The 15,890-nt window shown below is 56.6% G+C and carries 13 protein-coding genes; 10 read left to right on the top strand and 3 right to left on the bottom strand.

What is annotated here, in order from left to right:
- Positions 1 to 11 precede the first annotated feature (11 nt).
- Complete coding sequence (locus KUC_RS02580) at positions 12 to 1,190, bottom strand: acyl-CoA dehydrogenase (RefSeq protein WP_007111527.1); 1,179 nt, start codon at positions 1,188 to 1,190, stop codon at positions 12 to 14.
- Between the two features lie 124 nt (positions 1,191 to 1,314).
- Entirely contained in the window at positions 1,315 to 2,034 is a 720-nt protein-coding gene (gene csiR / locus KUC_RS02575) for a DNA-binding transcriptional regulator CsiR (RefSeq protein WP_007111526.1), read from the bottom strand.
- Between the two features lie 347 nt (positions 2,035 to 2,381).
- On the opposite strand from csiR, the gene KUC_RS02570 reads away from it, so the two are divergent.
- The 3 genes from KUC_RS02570 (at position 2,382) to KUC_RS02560 (ending at position 6,005) form a co-directional block, all read left to right on the top strand.
- The gene (locus tag KUC_RS02570; protein ID WP_040479318.1) at positions 2,382 to 3,353 is read left to right on the top strand and encodes a TAXI family TRAP transporter solute-binding subunit; all 972 of its coding nucleotides are present in this window, start codon (positions 2,382 to 2,384) and stop codon (positions 3,351 to 3,353) included.
- A gap of 88 nt (positions 3,354 to 3,441) precedes the next feature.
- On the top strand, positions 3,442 to 3,954 hold the full coding sequence (locus KUC_RS02565; protein WP_007111524.1) for a DUF1850 domain-containing protein: 513 nt from the start codon (positions 3,442 to 3,444) through the stop codon (positions 3,952 to 3,954).
- Positions 3,955 to 3,986: 32 nt separating this feature from the next.
- On the top strand, positions 3,987 to 6,005 hold the full coding sequence (locus KUC_RS02560; RefSeq protein ID WP_007111523.1) for a TRAP transporter permease: 2,019 nt from the start codon (positions 3,987 to 3,989) through the stop codon (positions 6,003 to 6,005).
- A 117-nt stretch (positions 6,006 to 6,122) separates the two neighbouring features.
- Here the strand turns inward: KUC_RS02560 and KUC_RS02555 are convergent, their stop codons facing one another.
- On the bottom strand, positions 6,123 to 8,651 hold the full coding sequence (locus KUC_RS02555; RefSeq protein ID WP_040479315.1) for a penicillin-binding protein 1A: 2,529 nt from the start codon (positions 8,649 to 8,651) through the stop codon (positions 6,123 to 6,125).
- 204 nt (positions 8,652 to 8,855) lie between these two features.
- Here KUC_RS02555 and pilM point away from each other — a divergent pair, with 204 nt between their 5' ends.
- From pilM to aroB, 7 genes are read left to right on the top strand one after another with little or no spacing between them, the layout of a single operon-like run.
- Positions 8,856 to 9,917: a type IV pilus assembly protein PilM gene (gene pilM / locus KUC_RS02550; RefSeq protein ID WP_007111521.1), complete on the top strand. Its 1,062-nt coding sequence runs from the start codon at positions 8,856 to 8,858 to the stop codon at positions 9,915 to 9,917.
- 10 nt (positions 9,918 to 9,927) lie between these two features.
- Positions 9,928 to 10,500 carry a PilN domain-containing protein gene (locus KUC_RS02545; protein ID WP_007111520.1) on the top strand — a complete coding sequence of 191 codons (573 nt, stop codon included), beginning with the start codon at positions 9,928 to 9,930 and terminating at the stop codon, positions 10,498 to 10,500.
- The gene (locus KUC_RS02540; RefSeq protein ID WP_007111519.1) at positions 10,497 to 11,156 is read left to right on the top strand and encodes a type IV pilus inner membrane component PilO; all 660 of its coding nucleotides are present in this window, start codon (positions 10,497 to 10,499) and stop codon (positions 11,154 to 11,156) included. Before KUC_RS02545 ends, KUC_RS02540 begins: the two co-directional genes overlap by 4 nt.
- Positions 11,153 to 11,716 (top strand): pilus assembly protein PilP, encoded by a 564-nt coding sequence (locus KUC_RS02535; RefSeq protein WP_007111518.1) that lies wholly within the window; start codon positions 11,153 to 11,155, stop codon positions 11,714 to 11,716. The genes KUC_RS02540 and KUC_RS02535 overlap by 4 nt, the downstream gene beginning before the upstream one ends.
- A gap of 14 nt (positions 11,717 to 11,730) precedes the next feature.
- A complete protein-coding gene (locus KUC_RS02530; protein ID WP_040479312.1) occupies positions 11,731 to 13,791 on the top strand; it encodes a type IV pilus secretin PilQ in 2,061 nt (686 codons plus the stop codon).
- A complete protein-coding gene (gene aroK / locus KUC_RS02525; protein WP_007111516.1) occupies positions 13,791 to 14,369 on the top strand; it encodes a shikimate kinase AroK in 579 nt (192 codons plus the stop codon). Before KUC_RS02530 ends, aroK begins: the two co-directional genes overlap by 1 nt.
- Entirely contained in the window at positions 14,366 to 15,472 is a 1,107-nt protein-coding gene (aroB, locus tag KUC_RS02520) for a 3-dehydroquinate synthase (RefSeq protein WP_007111515.1), read from the top strand. The genes aroK and aroB overlap by 4 nt, the downstream gene beginning before the upstream one ends.
- Positions 15,473 to 15,890 lie beyond the last annotated feature (418 nt).

The raw sequence follows: 15,890 nt of genomic DNA, 5'->3' as shown, positions 1-15,890 counted from the left end.
AGATGCGGTGATTAAAAGAACGCCTGAATGCCCGTCTGCGCGCGACCCAGAATCAACGCATGCACATCGTGGGTGCCTTCGTAGGTATTCACCGACTCCAGGTTGACCATATGGCGAATTACGCCGTACTCGTCGGAAACGCCGTTACCGCCGTGCATGTCGCGGGACTGACGAGCGATATCCAGCGCTTTGCCGCAGTTGTTGCGCTTGATCAGCGAGACCATTTCCGGCGCCCAGTTGCCGCTATCCATCAAGCGGCCCACCTGTAGGGCGGCCTGTAAGCCCAGGGTGATCTCGGTCTGCATATCGGCAAGTTTTTTCTGGATCAACTGGTTAGCCGCCAGCGGACGGCCAAATTGCTTGCGGTCTAAGGTGTATTGACGCGCTGCGTGCCAGCAAAACTCTGCAGTGCCCATCACGCCCCAGGCGATGCCGTAGCGCGCTTTGTTCAAGCAGCCGAACGGGCCTTTCAGACCGCTGATGTTGGGCAGCAGGTTCTCTTCGGGGACGAAAGCGTTGTCGAGCACGATCTCTCCGGTAATCGATGCGCGTAGCGAGACCTTGCCTTCGATTTTGGGGGTGGTGAAGCCGTCCACGCCGCGCTCGACAATAAAGCCTTTAATCTGGTTGTCGTGAGCCGCTGACTTTGCCCACACCACCGCGATATCGGCGATAGGGCTGTTGGTAATCCACATTTTTGCGCCGGTCAGGCGGTAGCCGCCGTCGACTTTTTCCGCACGGGTAATCATGTTGCCGGGGTCAGAGCCGTGGTCAGGCTCGGTCAAGCCAAAGCAGCCGACCATTTCGCCGCTAGCAAGCTTGGGCAGGAATTTTTGCTTTTGCTCTTCAGAACCGTAGGTCTCGATGGGGTACATCACCAGCGAGGACTGCACGCTCATGGCCGAACGGTAGCCGGAGTCTACGCGCTCGACTTCACGGGCAATCAAACCGTAGGCCACGTGGTTAACGCCAGCGCCGCCGTACTCGGGGGAAACGGTGGCACCCAGCAGACCAAGCTCACCCATTTCGGTCATGATTTCGCGGTCGAAACGCTCTTCACGGAAGGCGGACAGTACGCGGGGCTGAAGGTTTTCCTGGCAGTAGTCGTAGGCCGCATCGCGAATCTGGCGCTCTTCATCGGTGAGCTGTTGTTCCAGAAGTAGCGGGTCATCCCAGTTGAAATGCGTCATGGCGTGGTTTCCTAGGTTCGTGGGCAGGAATAGATGTAAAGTAGCTTGCAGCCAATGTATCGCCGTTTTTTAAAAATATCTACATTTTTTTAAAACGCAGAATTTAATCTGCCCGCCGCAGCGCTTAATTGATACCGCGCTCTTTCAGCACGCGGGTAATAATCGGCACCGGGGTCATCAGATGGTCGCGCATTAAGCTGTCGGCTTCGGCGGTGTCGCGAGCCAGAATGACATCGACTAACGCAGCGTGCTCCTGGCGCTTGAGCTCCAACGCCTGGGGCGACATCACGGTTTCCTGGAGCCACAGGTGGCGGTAGCGCTCTACTTGGTCAAACAAGGTGTTGCGCATCTGCAGCAGGTGGGGGGAGTTACAGCCACTGGCAATGGCGGTATGGAAGGCTTTGTGGCGCTGGTCCCAGATATCCAGCAGATCGTCGGGGGTGTTGATGTCGGTTACTTTGGCTAACCGATGCGCGGTGGCCAGTACCGTGGCTTCCCAGTCGTCGCCGCCGCGCTCAATAGCCAAACGCAGGATCAGCCCTTCCAGCTGGGCGCGAGCGTCGTAAATATCATTGAGTTCGGCCAGCGACATTGGCGCCACCCGGTAGCCGCGCTGGCTAATGGCCACCACTAAACGGTCAGCGACCAACTGTGAGAGCGCTTCCCGCAGCGGCCCGGTGCTGGCGCCGTAGTGTTCTTTCAGGCGACCCATCAGCAGCTTCTGTTCAGGCGCATAGAGGCCACGAATAATGTCGTGCTTGAGTTGGCGATAAGCGCTGATGGCCAGGTTCTGGCGCGGTGCGTCTTTCTCGCTACTATTTTCCTGCTTAAAACCGGGCTCCATAGCAGAGTGGCTCCTATCCTGAATCAATAACAAAGGTGAGGTGGGGAATTAACGGCCATTATCAATAAATATTAACAATTAGTCATAGAGTAAGACATTTATGCAGTATTTCGTTATTTTAAACCGCCTAGGAAGCTAACTCGGCCTTACCTGTTATGCCGACATTGTTGAACACGCGGAGGGGCCGCTGCGCTGATAACGCCCTATTAGCATCTAACGCATTAGCCGTGCTAACTTCTCTTGCACCGCTTCTGGTTGCCTGTTGATGGCGAGCAGAAGCTGGGGGTACAACACTTCCTTTATCGTCAACCATACCTATAAGTCCAAGCAGGACGGAGGAAACGCTCATGCGAACTCTACGCTCTCTACAATACGCAGCAGCTGCCGCATCTATGCTCGCGGTCGCGCTCCCAGCAAGCGCCCAGCAACTCTCTATCGCCACCGGTGGTACGGGCGGTGTTTACTATCCAATCGGTGGTGGTTTTGCCGAAATGATCAACAACCATATTGAAGGCGCCCAGGCGACTGCTGAAGTCACCGGTGCTTCGGTTGAAAACATGGGGCTGATCATGCGCGGCGACGCGGATCTTGCTCTGGCACTGGCCGATACGGTCTATCAAGCCTATACCGGCACAGATGATTTTGAAGGCCGTCAGGTTGAAAACATCCGCGCGCTAGCCTCGGTTTATCCCAACGCGGTACAGCTGGTAACGCTGGCCGAGTCGGATATTGAGTCGATTGCTGATCTAGCGGGCAAGCGCGTTTCCGTCGGTGCACCGGGTAGCGGCACTGAGCTGAATGCCCGTGCTCTGCTTGAAGCCAATGGGGTTAGCTATGACGACTTCACTCCCCAGCGCCTTAACTTCAACGAAACCGCCGATGCGATTCGCGACGGCGATATCGACGCCGGTTTCTGGAGCGTGGGGCCGCCGACCAGCTCGATTCTCAACCTGGCCGCTACACGGGATATTCGCCTGATTGGCCTGTCCGATGAAGAAGTGGCCAATGCTCGGGCAGAAGAAGAAGTTTTCGCACCCTACGAGCTTGCCGCCGGTATGTATGAAGGTATGGACGAAGCCGTACAGACCCTCGGTATTCCCAATGTTCTCGTCGTTAACTCTGATATGGACGAAGAGCTTGCTTACCAGTTGACCCAGTTGCTGTTCGAAAACACCGACGAGCTGATTGCCGTTCACCCAGCGGCTAACGACACCACCGTGAAGTTCACCATGGACTCTACTCCGGTGCCGCTACACCCTGGCGCGTTGCGCTACTTCGAAGAAGTCGGTGCTGAAATTCCGGATCGTCTGCGTCCTTAACCGTTCAGTGACACTGTTATAAGAGCGTTGTCATAAGAACGTTGCCATAAGAACGTTGCCATAAGAACATTGCCATAAGGACATCGCCATGCAGTGGCAGCAACGACTGGTGGCGCTACTGATTGCATGTTGTCCGTTCGCCGAAGTGGGGGCTTCCCCCGCTTCGGCGTCGGCGTTTATGCGCTTAGTCGTGGTGACCGAACAAGGCGATACGCTGGTGGATGAGGCAGTCCCTGCCGACGGTCGTTGGTGTATTCGGTGGCAGCACTCCGTTGAGCACTTCACGGTGTTGGACTGCTATCGTAACGTAGCTGGCGTGATGCAATTGGAGCGTAGCCACCAACCCGACTTCGCCGCAGGGCTTGGGCATATCTTTGGCCGCGGCAAGCAGGTCTCTGATGGTGAGGGCGGCTACTGGATTAATGCGATTAACGAGCCTGTAGCAAATAACCGTTATGTGTTGAGGGTCGGTTCACCTGCTGTCAATCATCGCGTGGTTTGGCCAGACGGTGAGCATGCTTCGGTGAGCCTAAGTGAGCACGCCGCTGGGCAACGCGTGACCATTCAACTGATAGCCCCTCACGCATCCCCGCGTGAATAAAAACGACATTAGCTAACGCTTCCGAGGACTTCATGAGCGAATCCAAGCAACCGTCGAGTGTGGTGCCGGGCGGTAATGCGATTCAACCCCGAATGGTGCTGTTGTCGATCACCATTGTGGCGGTGGGTCTTTCCCTATTTCAGCTTTATTCTGCCGGTATTCAGCCCTTAGGGCTTTTTTATCAGCGTAGTATTCACCTGGCACTGATCATGGTGCTGGCGTTTTTAATGTTCCCAGCCTTCGGCCCCACCCGCAAACGTGGTGTATTGGGCTGGGGGCTTGATCTGGTGTTTTTTGCCGGTGCGGTGCTGACCGGTGGCTACTTAGTGCTCAACTTGGATGAGATTTTCAGCCGTGCGGGGTTCTGGAGTGACACCGATATTCTGGTTGCCTGCATTGCCACCGTGACGGTACTGGAAGCCAGCCGGCGTGCGGTAGGTTTTGGTATGACCTTGATTGGCCTGCTGGCGATTGTCTACGCCTTTGCCGGGCCGCGGGGCGAGCTGCCGTGGCTGGGGGAGTGGATGCCGGGCATTTTGGAGCACCGCGGCTACTCCATTGACCGGGTTGCTGGTCAGCTTTACCTGGGTCAAGAGGGCATCTTTGGTTTGCCGCTGGGTGTCGCAGCGACCTATATCTTTATTTTTGTTCTGTTCGGCGCCTTTTTGGAATGTACCGGGGCGGGCAAATTCTTTATTGATATGGCTTATGCGGCGACTGGCCGCCAGCGCGGCGGGCCAGCCAAGGCGGCGGTATTAGCGTCAGCGGGCATGGGCTCGATTTCTGGCAGCGCGATTGCCAATGTGGTCACCACCGGTGCGTTTACCATCCCGCTGATGAAAAAGCTGGGCTATAAGCCTAAGCAGGCGGGGGGAATCGAAGCGGCGGCCTCGACCGGGGGGCAAATTATGCCGCCACTGATGGGCGCCGGGGCGTTCTTGATCGCTGAGTATACCAATACGCCGTACCTGGATATCGTCAAAGTCAGCATCCTGCCGGCGATTATGTATTTCGCCACGGTCTATCTGTTCGTCCATATCATTGCCCTTAAGCAAGGCATGCAGGGGCTGCCCAAAGACGAGTTGCCGCAGATGCGCCAGGTCATGAAGGATGGTTGGCACTTCCTGCTGCCGCTGGCCGTACTGGTGTGGCTGTTGGCGATGAGTATGTCGCCGATGCGGGTTGGCTACTACGCAGTAGTCACTATTCTGGCAGTGGCTGTATTGCGTTACGTGCTGTGGTTCTTCTTTGTGGCGCCCAGGCAGGGACAGCCAGTGACCGCAACGGCCGTTAAAGACGTGGTGTGCGCAGGCTTTGCCAAGCTAATCGAGGGGTTGGAGTTAGGCGCTCGCAATGCGGTAGCCGTTTCCATGGCCTGTGCGGTGGCCGGGATTATTGTTGGTGTGGTCGGGTTGACCGGTTTAGGGCTTAAGTTCTCTTCCATGATGCTGGCTTTCTCTGGTGGCAACCTGGTGTTGGCGCTGGTGATGGTGCTGTTGGCAAGCCTGGTGCTGGGCATGGGGCTTCCCGTCACCGCCAGCTATATCGTACTCATTGTACTCGTCGGACCTGCATTGACAGCCGAGTTTGGTGTGCCGCTGTTGGTCGCCCACTTGGTGGTTTTCTGGTACTCCCAAGACTCCAACGTGACGCCGCCCATCGCCCTGGCAGGCTTTGCCGGGGCGGCGATTGCCGGCAGTAAACCGATGGAAACCAGTTTCCAGGCGTGGAAATTTGCTAAAGGCCTCTACCTGATACCGCTGTTTATGGTCTTCAATCCCGAGATCATCATTGGCGGCCCAGTGCCGGTGGTTATCTGGAACGGGGTGATTGCCATTCTGGCGTTAGGTGCCTTTGCAGCGGCGTTAGAGGGCTATCTGTTTACCAAAATGTCGTGGCTACCTCGCATCGCGATTACCGCCGCGATTTTTGGGGTGTTCTATCCCAATCTGATGACCGAGATCGCCGGTGTGGTGGTCATGATCGTCGCCATTGGCGCTAACTGGCTGGCCAGCAAGCGCGAAGCGCCTGCGACACCCGTTAGTGGTTAATCGTTAGGCGAACCTGCACTAACAGAAAAGGCCCGGAGAGATAATCTCCGGGCCTTTTGCTTGGTGGACCTTTTGCTAGGTGGACCTTTTTCTTGGTGGGCTACGGGATTGGCTGGGTTAGAAGATCGACTCAGCCGTGCCAGAACCCTGAGAGCCACTGGCTTCTTCCAGTTCGCGGCTGATGCGGCGCTGCTGGTAATCCGGTAAGTGATCTTGATGGAACAGCTCGCTAATACCGCCGGACTGGCCGTCCGCTAAGCGTTGGCCTGAGTCCGGGTCCACACGTGCGGTGACAATCGTCGCGGGGCGATCTGGTACCGCATTCGGCGTACCTTCCAAGGCATCACCCATGAACTCTACCCAAATAGGAAGCGCGGCCTGAGCCCCATATTCAGAAATGGTTTCGTTGCTGTCCTTACCGACCCATACCGTAGTGACTAGATTGCTGTTAAAGCCCGCAAACCAAGCGTCCCGCTGGCTATTCGTGGTACCGGTCTTGCCGACGATATCTTCACGGTTAAGGCTTAGCGCACCTCGGCCAGTGCCCGAGGTGACAACGTCACGCAGCATATCGCGCAGGATATAAACAGCCGCTGGGTCGGCCACTCGTTGGGCGATTGGGTATTCGCGGCCATCGATTTCCACCGTTTCCTGACCTTCGGCACAGCTAGGGCAGGCAACCTGTGGCGTGGCTTCATCGATCACTTCATTATCATCGTTACGGGTTACCCGCTCAATAAACCAAGGTGATACCTGAAAGCCGCCATTGGCGAGTACCGCGTAGGCGTTGGTCATCTCCATAGGCGTTAAGCTGGCGCTGCCGAGCGCCAGCGACAACCCATGGGGCAGCCGCTCTGAAGAGAAGCCGAAGCCTTCCAGGTAATTTATGGTGTGATCCAGCCCCATGGTCTGCAGTACACGGATAGTAACCAGGTTGCGCGAACGGGCGAGGGCTGGGCGTAAGCGCATTGGGCCTTGGAAATCGCGGCTAGAGTTGACCGGCCGCCACAAGGCGTTGCTGCCATCGTCGAGCACCACGGGCGAATCGTTAACGACGCTGGCGGCGTTCATCTCCCCATCTTCAAGGGCCGCTAAATAAATAAACGGCTTGAAGATAGAGCCTGACTGGCGCTGTGCCTGAACCGCGCGGTTGAACTTGCTGGCGTTAAAGTCGAAACCGCCCTGGAGTGCCAGAATAGCGCCGGTCTGCGGGTCTTGAGCGACCAGCGAGCCTTCAGCATCTGGCCGTTGAGAGAGGCGTAGTGAGCCGTCTTCACTCTCAATCACGCGAACCATATCGCCGCGTACTGCAATTTCCTCCGCCGAACTGGGCTCGGCACCGCGGCTACGCGGGCTCAGGTAAGGGCGTGCCCAGCTCAAGCCTTCCCAGGCGATGGTTTTTAGCCCACTGCTGCGGGTTAGCACCTGCATTTCGCGGCCGCTGCTCTCTACCACAATGGCGGGCTGGAGCAGACCATAGTTGGGCGTGCGCTCAAGCACCTGAACCCAGTTGCTGACGTCGCCATCGATCCCTTCAACTTCCGTTTGGCTACGCTGGGCGGCTTGGCGTGCAGTCTCACGAATCTCGGGAGATTCGGCAAGTTCCTCTTCGAGGCCTTGGGTTGCCGTTTGCTCCTGTGCTTCGACAAGGCTTGCGGCAATCTCACGCTGCTCTGGACCGCGCCAACCATGGCGAAGGTCGTAAGCAGTCAGTCCATTGGCCAGTGCTTGGCGAGCAAAGGGCTGCAGCTCGCTATTAATAGTGGTGTAAATCCGATAGCCGCCGGTGTACGCCTCATCGCCAAAGCGCTCTATCGCATACTGACGCGCCATCTCAGAGACATAGGCGGCCTCAACTTCAGCTTGGGTATAGTGACGACGGGCCGTGACAGGATCCTGAACCGCTACTTGGTAGGTCTCATCGTCGATATAGCCCAGTTCGCGCATGCGGAAAAGAATCCAGTTGCGTCGAATCAGCGAACGCTCAGAGTTAGCTAGCGGATTAAAGGCGGAAGGTGCCTTGGGCAGACCAGCTATCATGGCCGTTTGCGCCAGGCTAAGCTCAGCGAGCGGCTTGTCGTAATAGGTTTCTGCAGCAGCAGCGATGCCGTAGGCGCGATTGCCCAGGAAGATCTTATTCACGTAAAGCTCAAAGATCTCCTCTTTATTGAGCACCTTCTCCATTTGCAGCGCCAGCAGGATCTCGCGAATTTTACGCGTAAAGGTCTGGTCGAGCGTCAACATATAATTACGCGCAACCTGCATGGTGATGGTCGAACCACCGGACTGGATGGTGCCGCCACTCTGCACAAGCTCCACCGCGGCCCGGGCTAAGCCGCGCGGGTCAACACCAGCGTGGTCGAAATAGCTGGCATCTTCGGCAGCGATCAAGGCATTGATCATATCCTGCGGTATTTCATCATAATTGATCGCCATACGGCGCTCTTCGCCGAACTCACCAATCAATTTACCGTCTTGGGTAAAAATCCGCAGCGGAGTGTGTAGCTCAAAGTCCTGTAGTTGACGAACGTCGGGCAGCCCCGGCGCAAAGTAAATGGCGGCCCCCACCACGGCTAGGCCGGTGGCACCAACCAACGACACAATGAGGAAAAACAGCGACACAATAAGGGTTCGAAGAAACGTCATGTACGAAGAGCACCCTGGGAAGAATGAAAAGATCGGCATCTATATGGCCGTATCATGCAATTGGCAGCCATTATAGGAACCTGAGGCGGCGGCCACCAGTGTTGATATGCTGTAAGAGGGTTCGCGTGTGACACAACTAAAAATCATGTAACCTCAAACGACATGTGACAAACGGGCGACAAGCAGGCGGAGCCGAACCCCAATATGCGCTTTCTAAAATCTGGTAAAGGGTTGATCGGCGTCGATATTACCTCGGCGACCGTCAAGCTGCTTGAGCTTAAACAGTGCCACGATAATTACCAAGTAGAAAGCTATGCCGTGCGGCCTCTGCGAGAAGGGGCGGTCGTCGAACGGCGTATCCGCGATATTGATGACGTCGCCAGTGTACTTAGCCGTGCCGTGGAACATGCCAAACCCTCTACCCGCAAAGCGGCGGTGGCTGTTCCCGCCAGCGCCGCGATCACCAAAACGCTGAGCTTCCCTATCGGGTTAAGTGAAGAGGAGATCGAAGAGCGCATCGTGGCAGAATCCGACCGCCATATTCCGTTTCCGTTCAATGAAGTGGCGTTTGACTTTGAGTGCCTTGGCCCCGCGCCCTTTGACGATGAGCAGCAGCAGGTGGTGCTGGTTGCCTGCCGGCAGCAGGATGTGACGCAGCTCACCGACACGCTAGAGCGGGCTGGCTTAGAACCTGCGGCAGTGGACGTGGAAACCTTTGCCATGGAGCGTTCGCTTGCCGAATTGCGCCGCCAGCTAAAGGTGGAGAATGATCCCACCGCCTGCGTTGGGCTGGTGGATATTGGTGCCAATATGAATGCCTTCCACGTCGTCCGTGGAGGGCATATCGTCTATACCCGCGACACGGTGTTTGGCGGCCGCCAGCTCACCGATGCGATTCGCGACCGCTACGACTTGAGTATGGAGGAAGCGGGTTTCGCTAAAAAGCGCGGCGGGCTACCCGATGATTACCATGAGCGTGTACTCAACCCTTTTCTGGAAACCGTGGTGCAGCAGGTGGGGCGCTCCCTGCAGCTCTACTACACCGCCGGGCGTCAGCAAGAGGTGAAACATATCGTATTAGCGGGCGGTTCGAGTGTGATTCCAGGGCTTGCCGAGCGTATTGCTGAAGATAGCGGTATGTCGGTGACCATTGCCAACCCCTTCCAGCGTATGCGGGTGAATAAACGCTTAAATCTTCAGGCGTTAACCAACGATGCTCCGGCGATGCTAACCGCGGGTGGCTTGGCCATGAGGGTGAGTCAATGAGGGTTAGCCGATGAGTATGACGATTAACCTACTGCCCTGGCGGGAAGCGCAACGTGAACGTCGAACTCGCAAATTCTACGCCGTGGTGGCGGGCATGCTGGTGCTGGGCGTTGTCCTTGGCCTGCTGATCTCGCATTTTTACCAGCTCAAGCTGGCGGCCCAGCAGCAGCGTAATACCTACATTAGTGACCACATTGAGCGTCTTAATGCCGATATCGACGGCGTATCACGCTATGCAAGCGATGCCGAACGTTTAGGTGAACAGCTCGCGGTTTTTCAGGCGCTGCAGTCCGAACGAACGGATGCCGTGCAGCTCTTTAATGACGTGGCGGAGAGCGTGGCCAATGGCGTCATTTATCAACGCTTAGCGAAAAACGCTAATAACGTCAGCGTAACTGCGGTGGCAGGCAGTGAGCGCCAGGTTTCCGAGCAACTGCGCCGTATTGCCGCTCTGCCGGGGTTAGCTGTGCCTTCGCTCTCGGCGGTAGAGAGTGAGCAAAACGGCTCAGGCCGCGTATTTCGTTTTGATGTGGAGCAAACCGCCGCGGCGCTACCGCAAGGCGTCGAGGAGGCGCTTCCATGACGCTTAACCGCGAACAGTGGGCTATCGAGTGGCAGCGCCTGCGGGATGTCGACTGGCGGGAACTAGACGTTAAAGAGGCGGGCGGCTGGCCTTGGCTGTTAAAAGTGTTGAGCTGCTGCTTGGCAATGCTGGCGGCATTGTGTGTGATGATGTGGTTCGTGGTGAGTGAACAGCGCGAGGCCTTTATGGCCGCCCAGCGCCAAGAAGTCAGGCTATTGAGCGAATACCGCAGTAAAGCCTCGCAAGCGGCATTCTTGCCGGAAATGCGTGAGCAGTTGGCGACTCTGGAAGGGCAGATGGGGCGCTTGCGTACCATGCTCCCTACCGATGCGGAAATTCCCTCGCTGCTGGATAGCATTAGCGATGCCGCCGTCGATAACCGCCTGACCATTGAAACGATTCGGCTGCGTCCAACGCAAACCCAGACCCACTATGTCGAGCAACCGCTGGATATCCAGGTGCGGGGCGGCTATCACCAATTGGCGCGTTTTAGTGCCGACATTGCGTCTCTGCCCCGCATGGTGACCCAGCACGACTTTAGCCTGGAGCCCGTGGACAGTCGCGGCGACACGCTGCGTCTTTCGCTGTTAGCCCGCACCTACCGTTATGTGGAGGCGAGCGACCAACCCTCCTCCGAGGGGGCAGATTCGCGATGAGCGCTAAACAAACAATGCCGCTTGCGGTAAGGGCAATCTCAGCTGTCACTCTGGCGGCTTCAATGGCGATGCTTGTGGGCTGCGCGGACGCTGATTTAGCGCAGCTTGAAGGCACGCTGGCTGATATTCGTCGGTCCCCAGGCGGGCAGCCGCCGGTTATGGCTGTCGCGCTGCCCGAAAGCCAAGATTTATCCTACTTGTATAGCGATGGGCGTAGCCCCTTCTTGCCCCCCGACGCGATTGCCCCGGGCGGAGCCGATCGTAATGAGGGTGCTCTTGCACCTGACCAGCAGCGCACACAAGAGCCGCTGGAGCGCTTCTCACTGCAAGAACTGCGATTGGTCGGTACGATGCGTATGGGAGGGCGACAAGTGGCATTGATTGCATCACCGGATGGCAACGTGACAAGCGTGAAAGAGGGCAACTATATGGGCACTGACTATGGACGTATCGCCCAGATCAATGCGCAAGAAATACGCGTTACCGAGCGGGTGTTCACCCAGCGTGAAGGGTGGCAAGAGCGGCATGTGTCGCTAGTCATCAACGAAAACAACGAGTAAGCGGATAATAGCTCATGGCAGTTACAGCTTGGCGAATCACTCTCTACATGGCCATGGCCGCACTTTTTTCACTATTGCCCTCATTGGCCGCCGCTTCGGTGTTGACCGATATTGAAGTCCAGCCCACCGAAAACGGTGGCGCCCATCTGAATCTGCGTTTCACCGGCGGCGTGCCGGAGCTACGCAGCTACCGCCTGGACTCCCCGCCCCGAGTGACGCTGGATTTGGCAGCAACCCAGAGTGGTCTCGCTGGTCGGCGCATCAACGTTAATCGTCATGGTATCGAGCAGATTACCGCTCTGGAGGGCAATGGGCGCACGCGCTTGGTGGTCAATCTCAGCGAGTCGCAAGCGTTTACGTCTAGCGTGCTGGATGATCGTCTGCGTATTAGCTTTGATGCCGCCGCTAGCCGCTCTTCTACGCCATCGCCCGGTATCGCTTCAGCGGGGCTTGAAACCGACGAAGGGCCGCAAATTGAAAATATTGACTTCCGACGCGGCGCAGACGGTGCCGGACGGCTGATGGTCACCTTTGATCGCGATGGCGTTGAGGCAAACGTACGAGAAGGCGGCCCCGATCAAGTGATGGTAGATCTGCGCGATGTGGCGATTCCTGACTCGCTTAACCAGGTCTACGATGTCACCGACTTTGCGACTCCAATCACCCGGATTACGCCCCGCGCCAGCCAGGGCGCCACCCAGTTAGCGATCGCCACGCAGGGCGCTTATGCGATGATCTCCTCGCAAAGTGGCCGCACGCTGACAGTTGAAGTCCAGCCTGCCAGCCAGGAGTCACAACCCTCCCAGGCGACAGGTGAACGCTTCAACGGCGAGCGCTTGAGCCTTAACTTTCAGGATATCGAAGTGCGCTCTGTACTGGCCACGCTGGCCGAATTCACTGGGCTAAACTTAGTCGCCAGCGATAGCGTAACTGGGCGTGTGACGCTCAACTTAAACGATGTGCCCTGGGATCAGGCGCTGGCACTGATTCTGCAAAGCCAGCAGTTATCGAGTCGCGAGCAGGGCAATGTGATTGTCGTGGCGCCTGCCAGCGAGCTAGCTGATTTTGAACGCCAGGAGCTAGAGGCGCGCAACCAGCGTGAAACGCTCTCACCGCTAGTCACCGAGTTTATCGAGATTAAGTATGCCCGTGCCGAGGATTTAGCTCTGCTACTGCGCGGAGGCGACAGTGACGGTTTTGGGCTGCTCACCGAGCGGGGGCGCGTCAGCACTGATAACCGCACCAATACGCTGCTGGTGCAGGATACCGCCGACCAAGTGCGCGATATTGTGCGCACCATCGACCGCTTGGACGTCGCCGTCCGCCAAGTGCAAATAGAGGCGCGTATTGTTATCGCCCGAGACACCGCTTCCCGTGAACTGGGGATTAACTGGGGTATGTCGAGCACCCGAGGCTTTCAAGAGGAGGATAACGGCGCCTTCGGTCGACGCGATATCAACCCGGATGGCATTAACCGTGCCCGGGGGGGCTTGGCTGTGGATCTAGGCGCTGCCACAGGGCCAGGCACTGGCTTTAGTTTCGGCTATTTATCCGGCGATATCCTGTTGGATTTAGAGCTGCGCGCGCTGGAAAGCGAAGGCAAAAGCCAGACCATTTCACAGCCACGCATTATTACCGCCAACCAGCGTACCGCCAAAATTAGCCAGGGTGAAGAACGCGCCTTCCAGAGTGTCGATGGCAACGATAATCCGGATACCGAGTTCAAAGAGGCCGTACTTTCGTTGGAAGTGACCCCGCAGATTACCCCGGATAACCGTATTATTATGGATCTGGTGATTAAAAATGACAGTTTCCGGGAATCGGAGTTTGGCGGTGAACCGCCGATTGATACCAATACAATTGAGACCCAAGTGCTGGTAGATAACGGCCAAACGGTGGTGTTAGGCGGAATTTTGACCACCGAAGAGCTGCGCCAAATCGCCAAAACACCGCTTTTGGGGGATATTCCTTTGCTTGGTAGGCTGTTTCGCTATACCGAAGAGAGCAATGAAAAGGTAGAGTTGTTAGTCTTTATTACTCCACGACTCCTAGACGATGGCTTAACGGTTCGCTGATGCAGGATTTACCCAATTTATTTCTCATAGGCCCCATGGGGGCTGGCAAAAGCACCATTGGCCGCCTGTTGGCGGCTGAGCTTGCGCGTCCGTTTTACGACAGTGACCACGCCATCCAAGACCGCTGCGGGGCAGATATCCCGTGGATTTTTGATGTCGAGGGCGAACAGGGCTTTCGGCTGCGGGAAATTCATATGATAGATGAGTTAACCCAGCTCTCTCCGGTGGTGGTTGCCACTGGCGGCGGCGCGGTGCTGCGCGAAGAGAATCGCCGCGCCCTGCGCGAGCGCGGCACGGTGGTGTACCTGTTGACCACCGTTGACCAGCAGCTTAAGCGGACAGCGAAAGATCGTAACCGGCCACTATTGCAGTGCGCCAACCGCGAACAGGTGCTTAACGATATGTTTGCCCAGCGCGATCCGCTCTATCGCGCCACCTCGGATATTGCCGTGCGCACCGACCGGCGCAGTCCGCGAGCGGTGGTCAATGAGATCCTACGCCGGGTGCATCGGCTGGTGGACCCACTCGAGCCCTCATCACCGTCGGCTGGAACGCTTAACCATAAGGTATCGCAATGATCTCGACAGCCAGCGCGCAACACACCCTTCATGTTGCTTTAGACGAGCGCAGCTACCCGATTCGTATTGGCACCGGACTGATTGGCCAGGCCGATGTACTGACCCCGTACTTGGCCGGACAACAAGTGATGGTGGTGACCAACGAGACCATCGCGCCGCTCTACCTGGAAAAGCTATGCGCTAGCTTGCCGGATCATCTCGAGGTGCGCACGGTGGTGCTCCCCGATGGCGAGCAGTATAAAACCATCGAGCTGGTCAGCCGTATTTGGGACGCGCTGCTAGAGGCCGGGTTTAACCGCCGCTGCACGCTGATCGCCTTAGGCGGCGGGGTGATTGGCGATATGGTCGGCTATGCCGCCGCTTCCTACCAGCGCGGTGTGGCGTTTATCCAGGTGCCCACCACGCTGCTTTCCCAGGTGGATTCGTCGGTAGGGGGGAAAACCGGCGTTAACCATCCACTGGGTAAAAACATGATTGGCGCTTTCTGGCAGCCCAAAGCTGTACTGGTGGATATTGATACGCTTAAGAGCCTGCCCCGTCGCGAGCTCTCCGCCGGGCTTGCCGAGATCATCAAGTACGGCTTGATTCGTGACGAAGTGTTTTTAAGCTGGCTGGAAGCCAATATGGCCGAGCTGCTCAGCGTGGAACCTGAGGTAGTCGCAGAAGCCATTGCGCGCAGTTGCCAAATCAAAGCGGATATCGTTGCCGAAGATGAAACCGAGCAGGGCGTACGTGCGCTGCTTAACCTGGGGCACACCTTTGGTCACGCCATTGAGGCGCACCAGGGCTACGGCAACTGGCTACACGGCGAAGCCGTAGGCGCGGGTATGGCCATGGCAGCGACGCTTTCCCGACGCTTAGGCTGGATCACCGATGCAGCGCTAGCACGTAGTTTGGCGGTGATTGAGAGCGCAGAGCTACCGTTAGCGGCGCCGGCGAATATGTCCAGCGATGACTTTTTAACCCGTATGCGGCTGGATAAGAAGAATATCGATACCCGACTGCGCCTGGTGCTGCTTAACGCCCTGGGCGATGCCTGCGTCAGCGATGCAACACCCGTTGATGTTCTCCGCACGCTGCTGGACGATTACCCGCGCCGCTAAATAACGATATCTGCGATCTAGCGGCGTTACTTAGTTAAGCGTGACTTAGTTAAGCGTGATCTAGTTAAAAGAGCCCGGCCCTCATTAGACGCCTAGTAAAACCAGGCGTGCTAATGAGGGCCGTTTTGCGTGCGCACAGCGTTATTTTCAGCCAAGTAGTAGAACAGTGTTTCTATATAATCCGTATGCCTTATGCGCTATCGGCATGGGTGTGTGAGCGCTATTTAGACTAAAGTTTAATGGAAAATAAAAAGCGTTAAAATAGCGTTTTATATAATCACAAGTGTTTGAAGTATATGTGTTTTTTTCTTGAATGAGAATGCAAATACAGGATTTGAAAAGAGTTTCTCTAACGTTACAGGTGCCAAGAGATTGCGCAAAGTGGCTACCAATCGCTATGCTGACCGGCCATTTTGTT

This window comes from Vreelandella boliviensis LC1 (genome assembly GCF_000236035.1).
Lineage (GTDB): Bacteria > Pseudomonadota > Gammaproteobacteria > Pseudomonadales > Halomonadaceae > Vreelandella > Vreelandella boliviensis.
The sequence above is the reverse complement of the archived record's forward strand: the minus strand, read 5'-3'. Positions and strand labels throughout refer to the sequence as shown.

Bases quoted from the DNA above. Each gene is read 5' to 3' on its own strand.
- aroB (WP_007111515.1), top strand. From the start codon at position 14,366: ATGATCTCGACAGCCAGCGCGCAACACACCCTTCATGTTGCTTTAGAC.
- KUC_RS02555 (WP_040479315.1), bottom strand. From the start codon at position 8,651: ATGACGTTTCTTCGAACCCTTATTGTGTCGCTGTTTTTCCTCATTGTG.
- csiR (WP_007111526.1), bottom strand. From the start codon at position 2,034: ATGGAGCCCGGTTTTAAGCAGGAAAATAGTAGCGAGAAAGACGCACCG.
- pilM (WP_007111521.1), top strand. From the start codon at position 8,856: ATGCGCTTTCTAAAATCTGGTAAAGGGTTGATCGGCGTCGATATTACC.
- KUC_RS02530 (WP_040479312.1), top strand. From the start codon at position 11,731: ATGGCAGTTACAGCTTGGCGAATCACTCTCTACATGGCCATGGCCGCA.
- KUC_RS02580 (WP_007111527.1), bottom strand. From the start codon at position 1,190: ATGACGCATTTCAACTGGGATGACCCGCTACTTCTGGAACAACAGCTC.
- KUC_RS02570 (WP_040479318.1), top strand. From the start codon at position 2,382: ATGCGAACTCTACGCTCTCTACAATACGCAGCAGCTGCCGCATCTATG.
- KUC_RS02535 (WP_007111518.1), top strand. From the start codon at position 11,153: ATGAGCGCTAAACAAACAATGCCGCTTGCGGTAAGGGCAATCTCAGCT.
- aroK (WP_007111516.1), top strand. From the start codon at position 13,791: ATGCAGGATTTACCCAATTTATTTCTCATAGGCCCCATGGGGGCTGGC.
- KUC_RS02565 (WP_007111524.1), top strand. From the start codon at position 3,442: ATGCAGTGGCAGCAACGACTGGTGGCGCTACTGATTGCATGTTGTCCG.
- KUC_RS02560 (WP_007111523.1), top strand. From the start codon at position 3,987: ATGAGCGAATCCAAGCAACCGTCGAGTGTGGTGCCGGGCGGTAATGCG.
- KUC_RS02540 (WP_007111519.1), top strand. From the start codon at position 10,497: ATGACGCTTAACCGCGAACAGTGGGCTATCGAGTGGCAGCGCCTGCGG.
- KUC_RS02545 (WP_007111520.1), top strand. From the start codon at position 9,928: ATGAGTATGACGATTAACCTACTGCCCTGGCGGGAAGCGCAACGTGAA.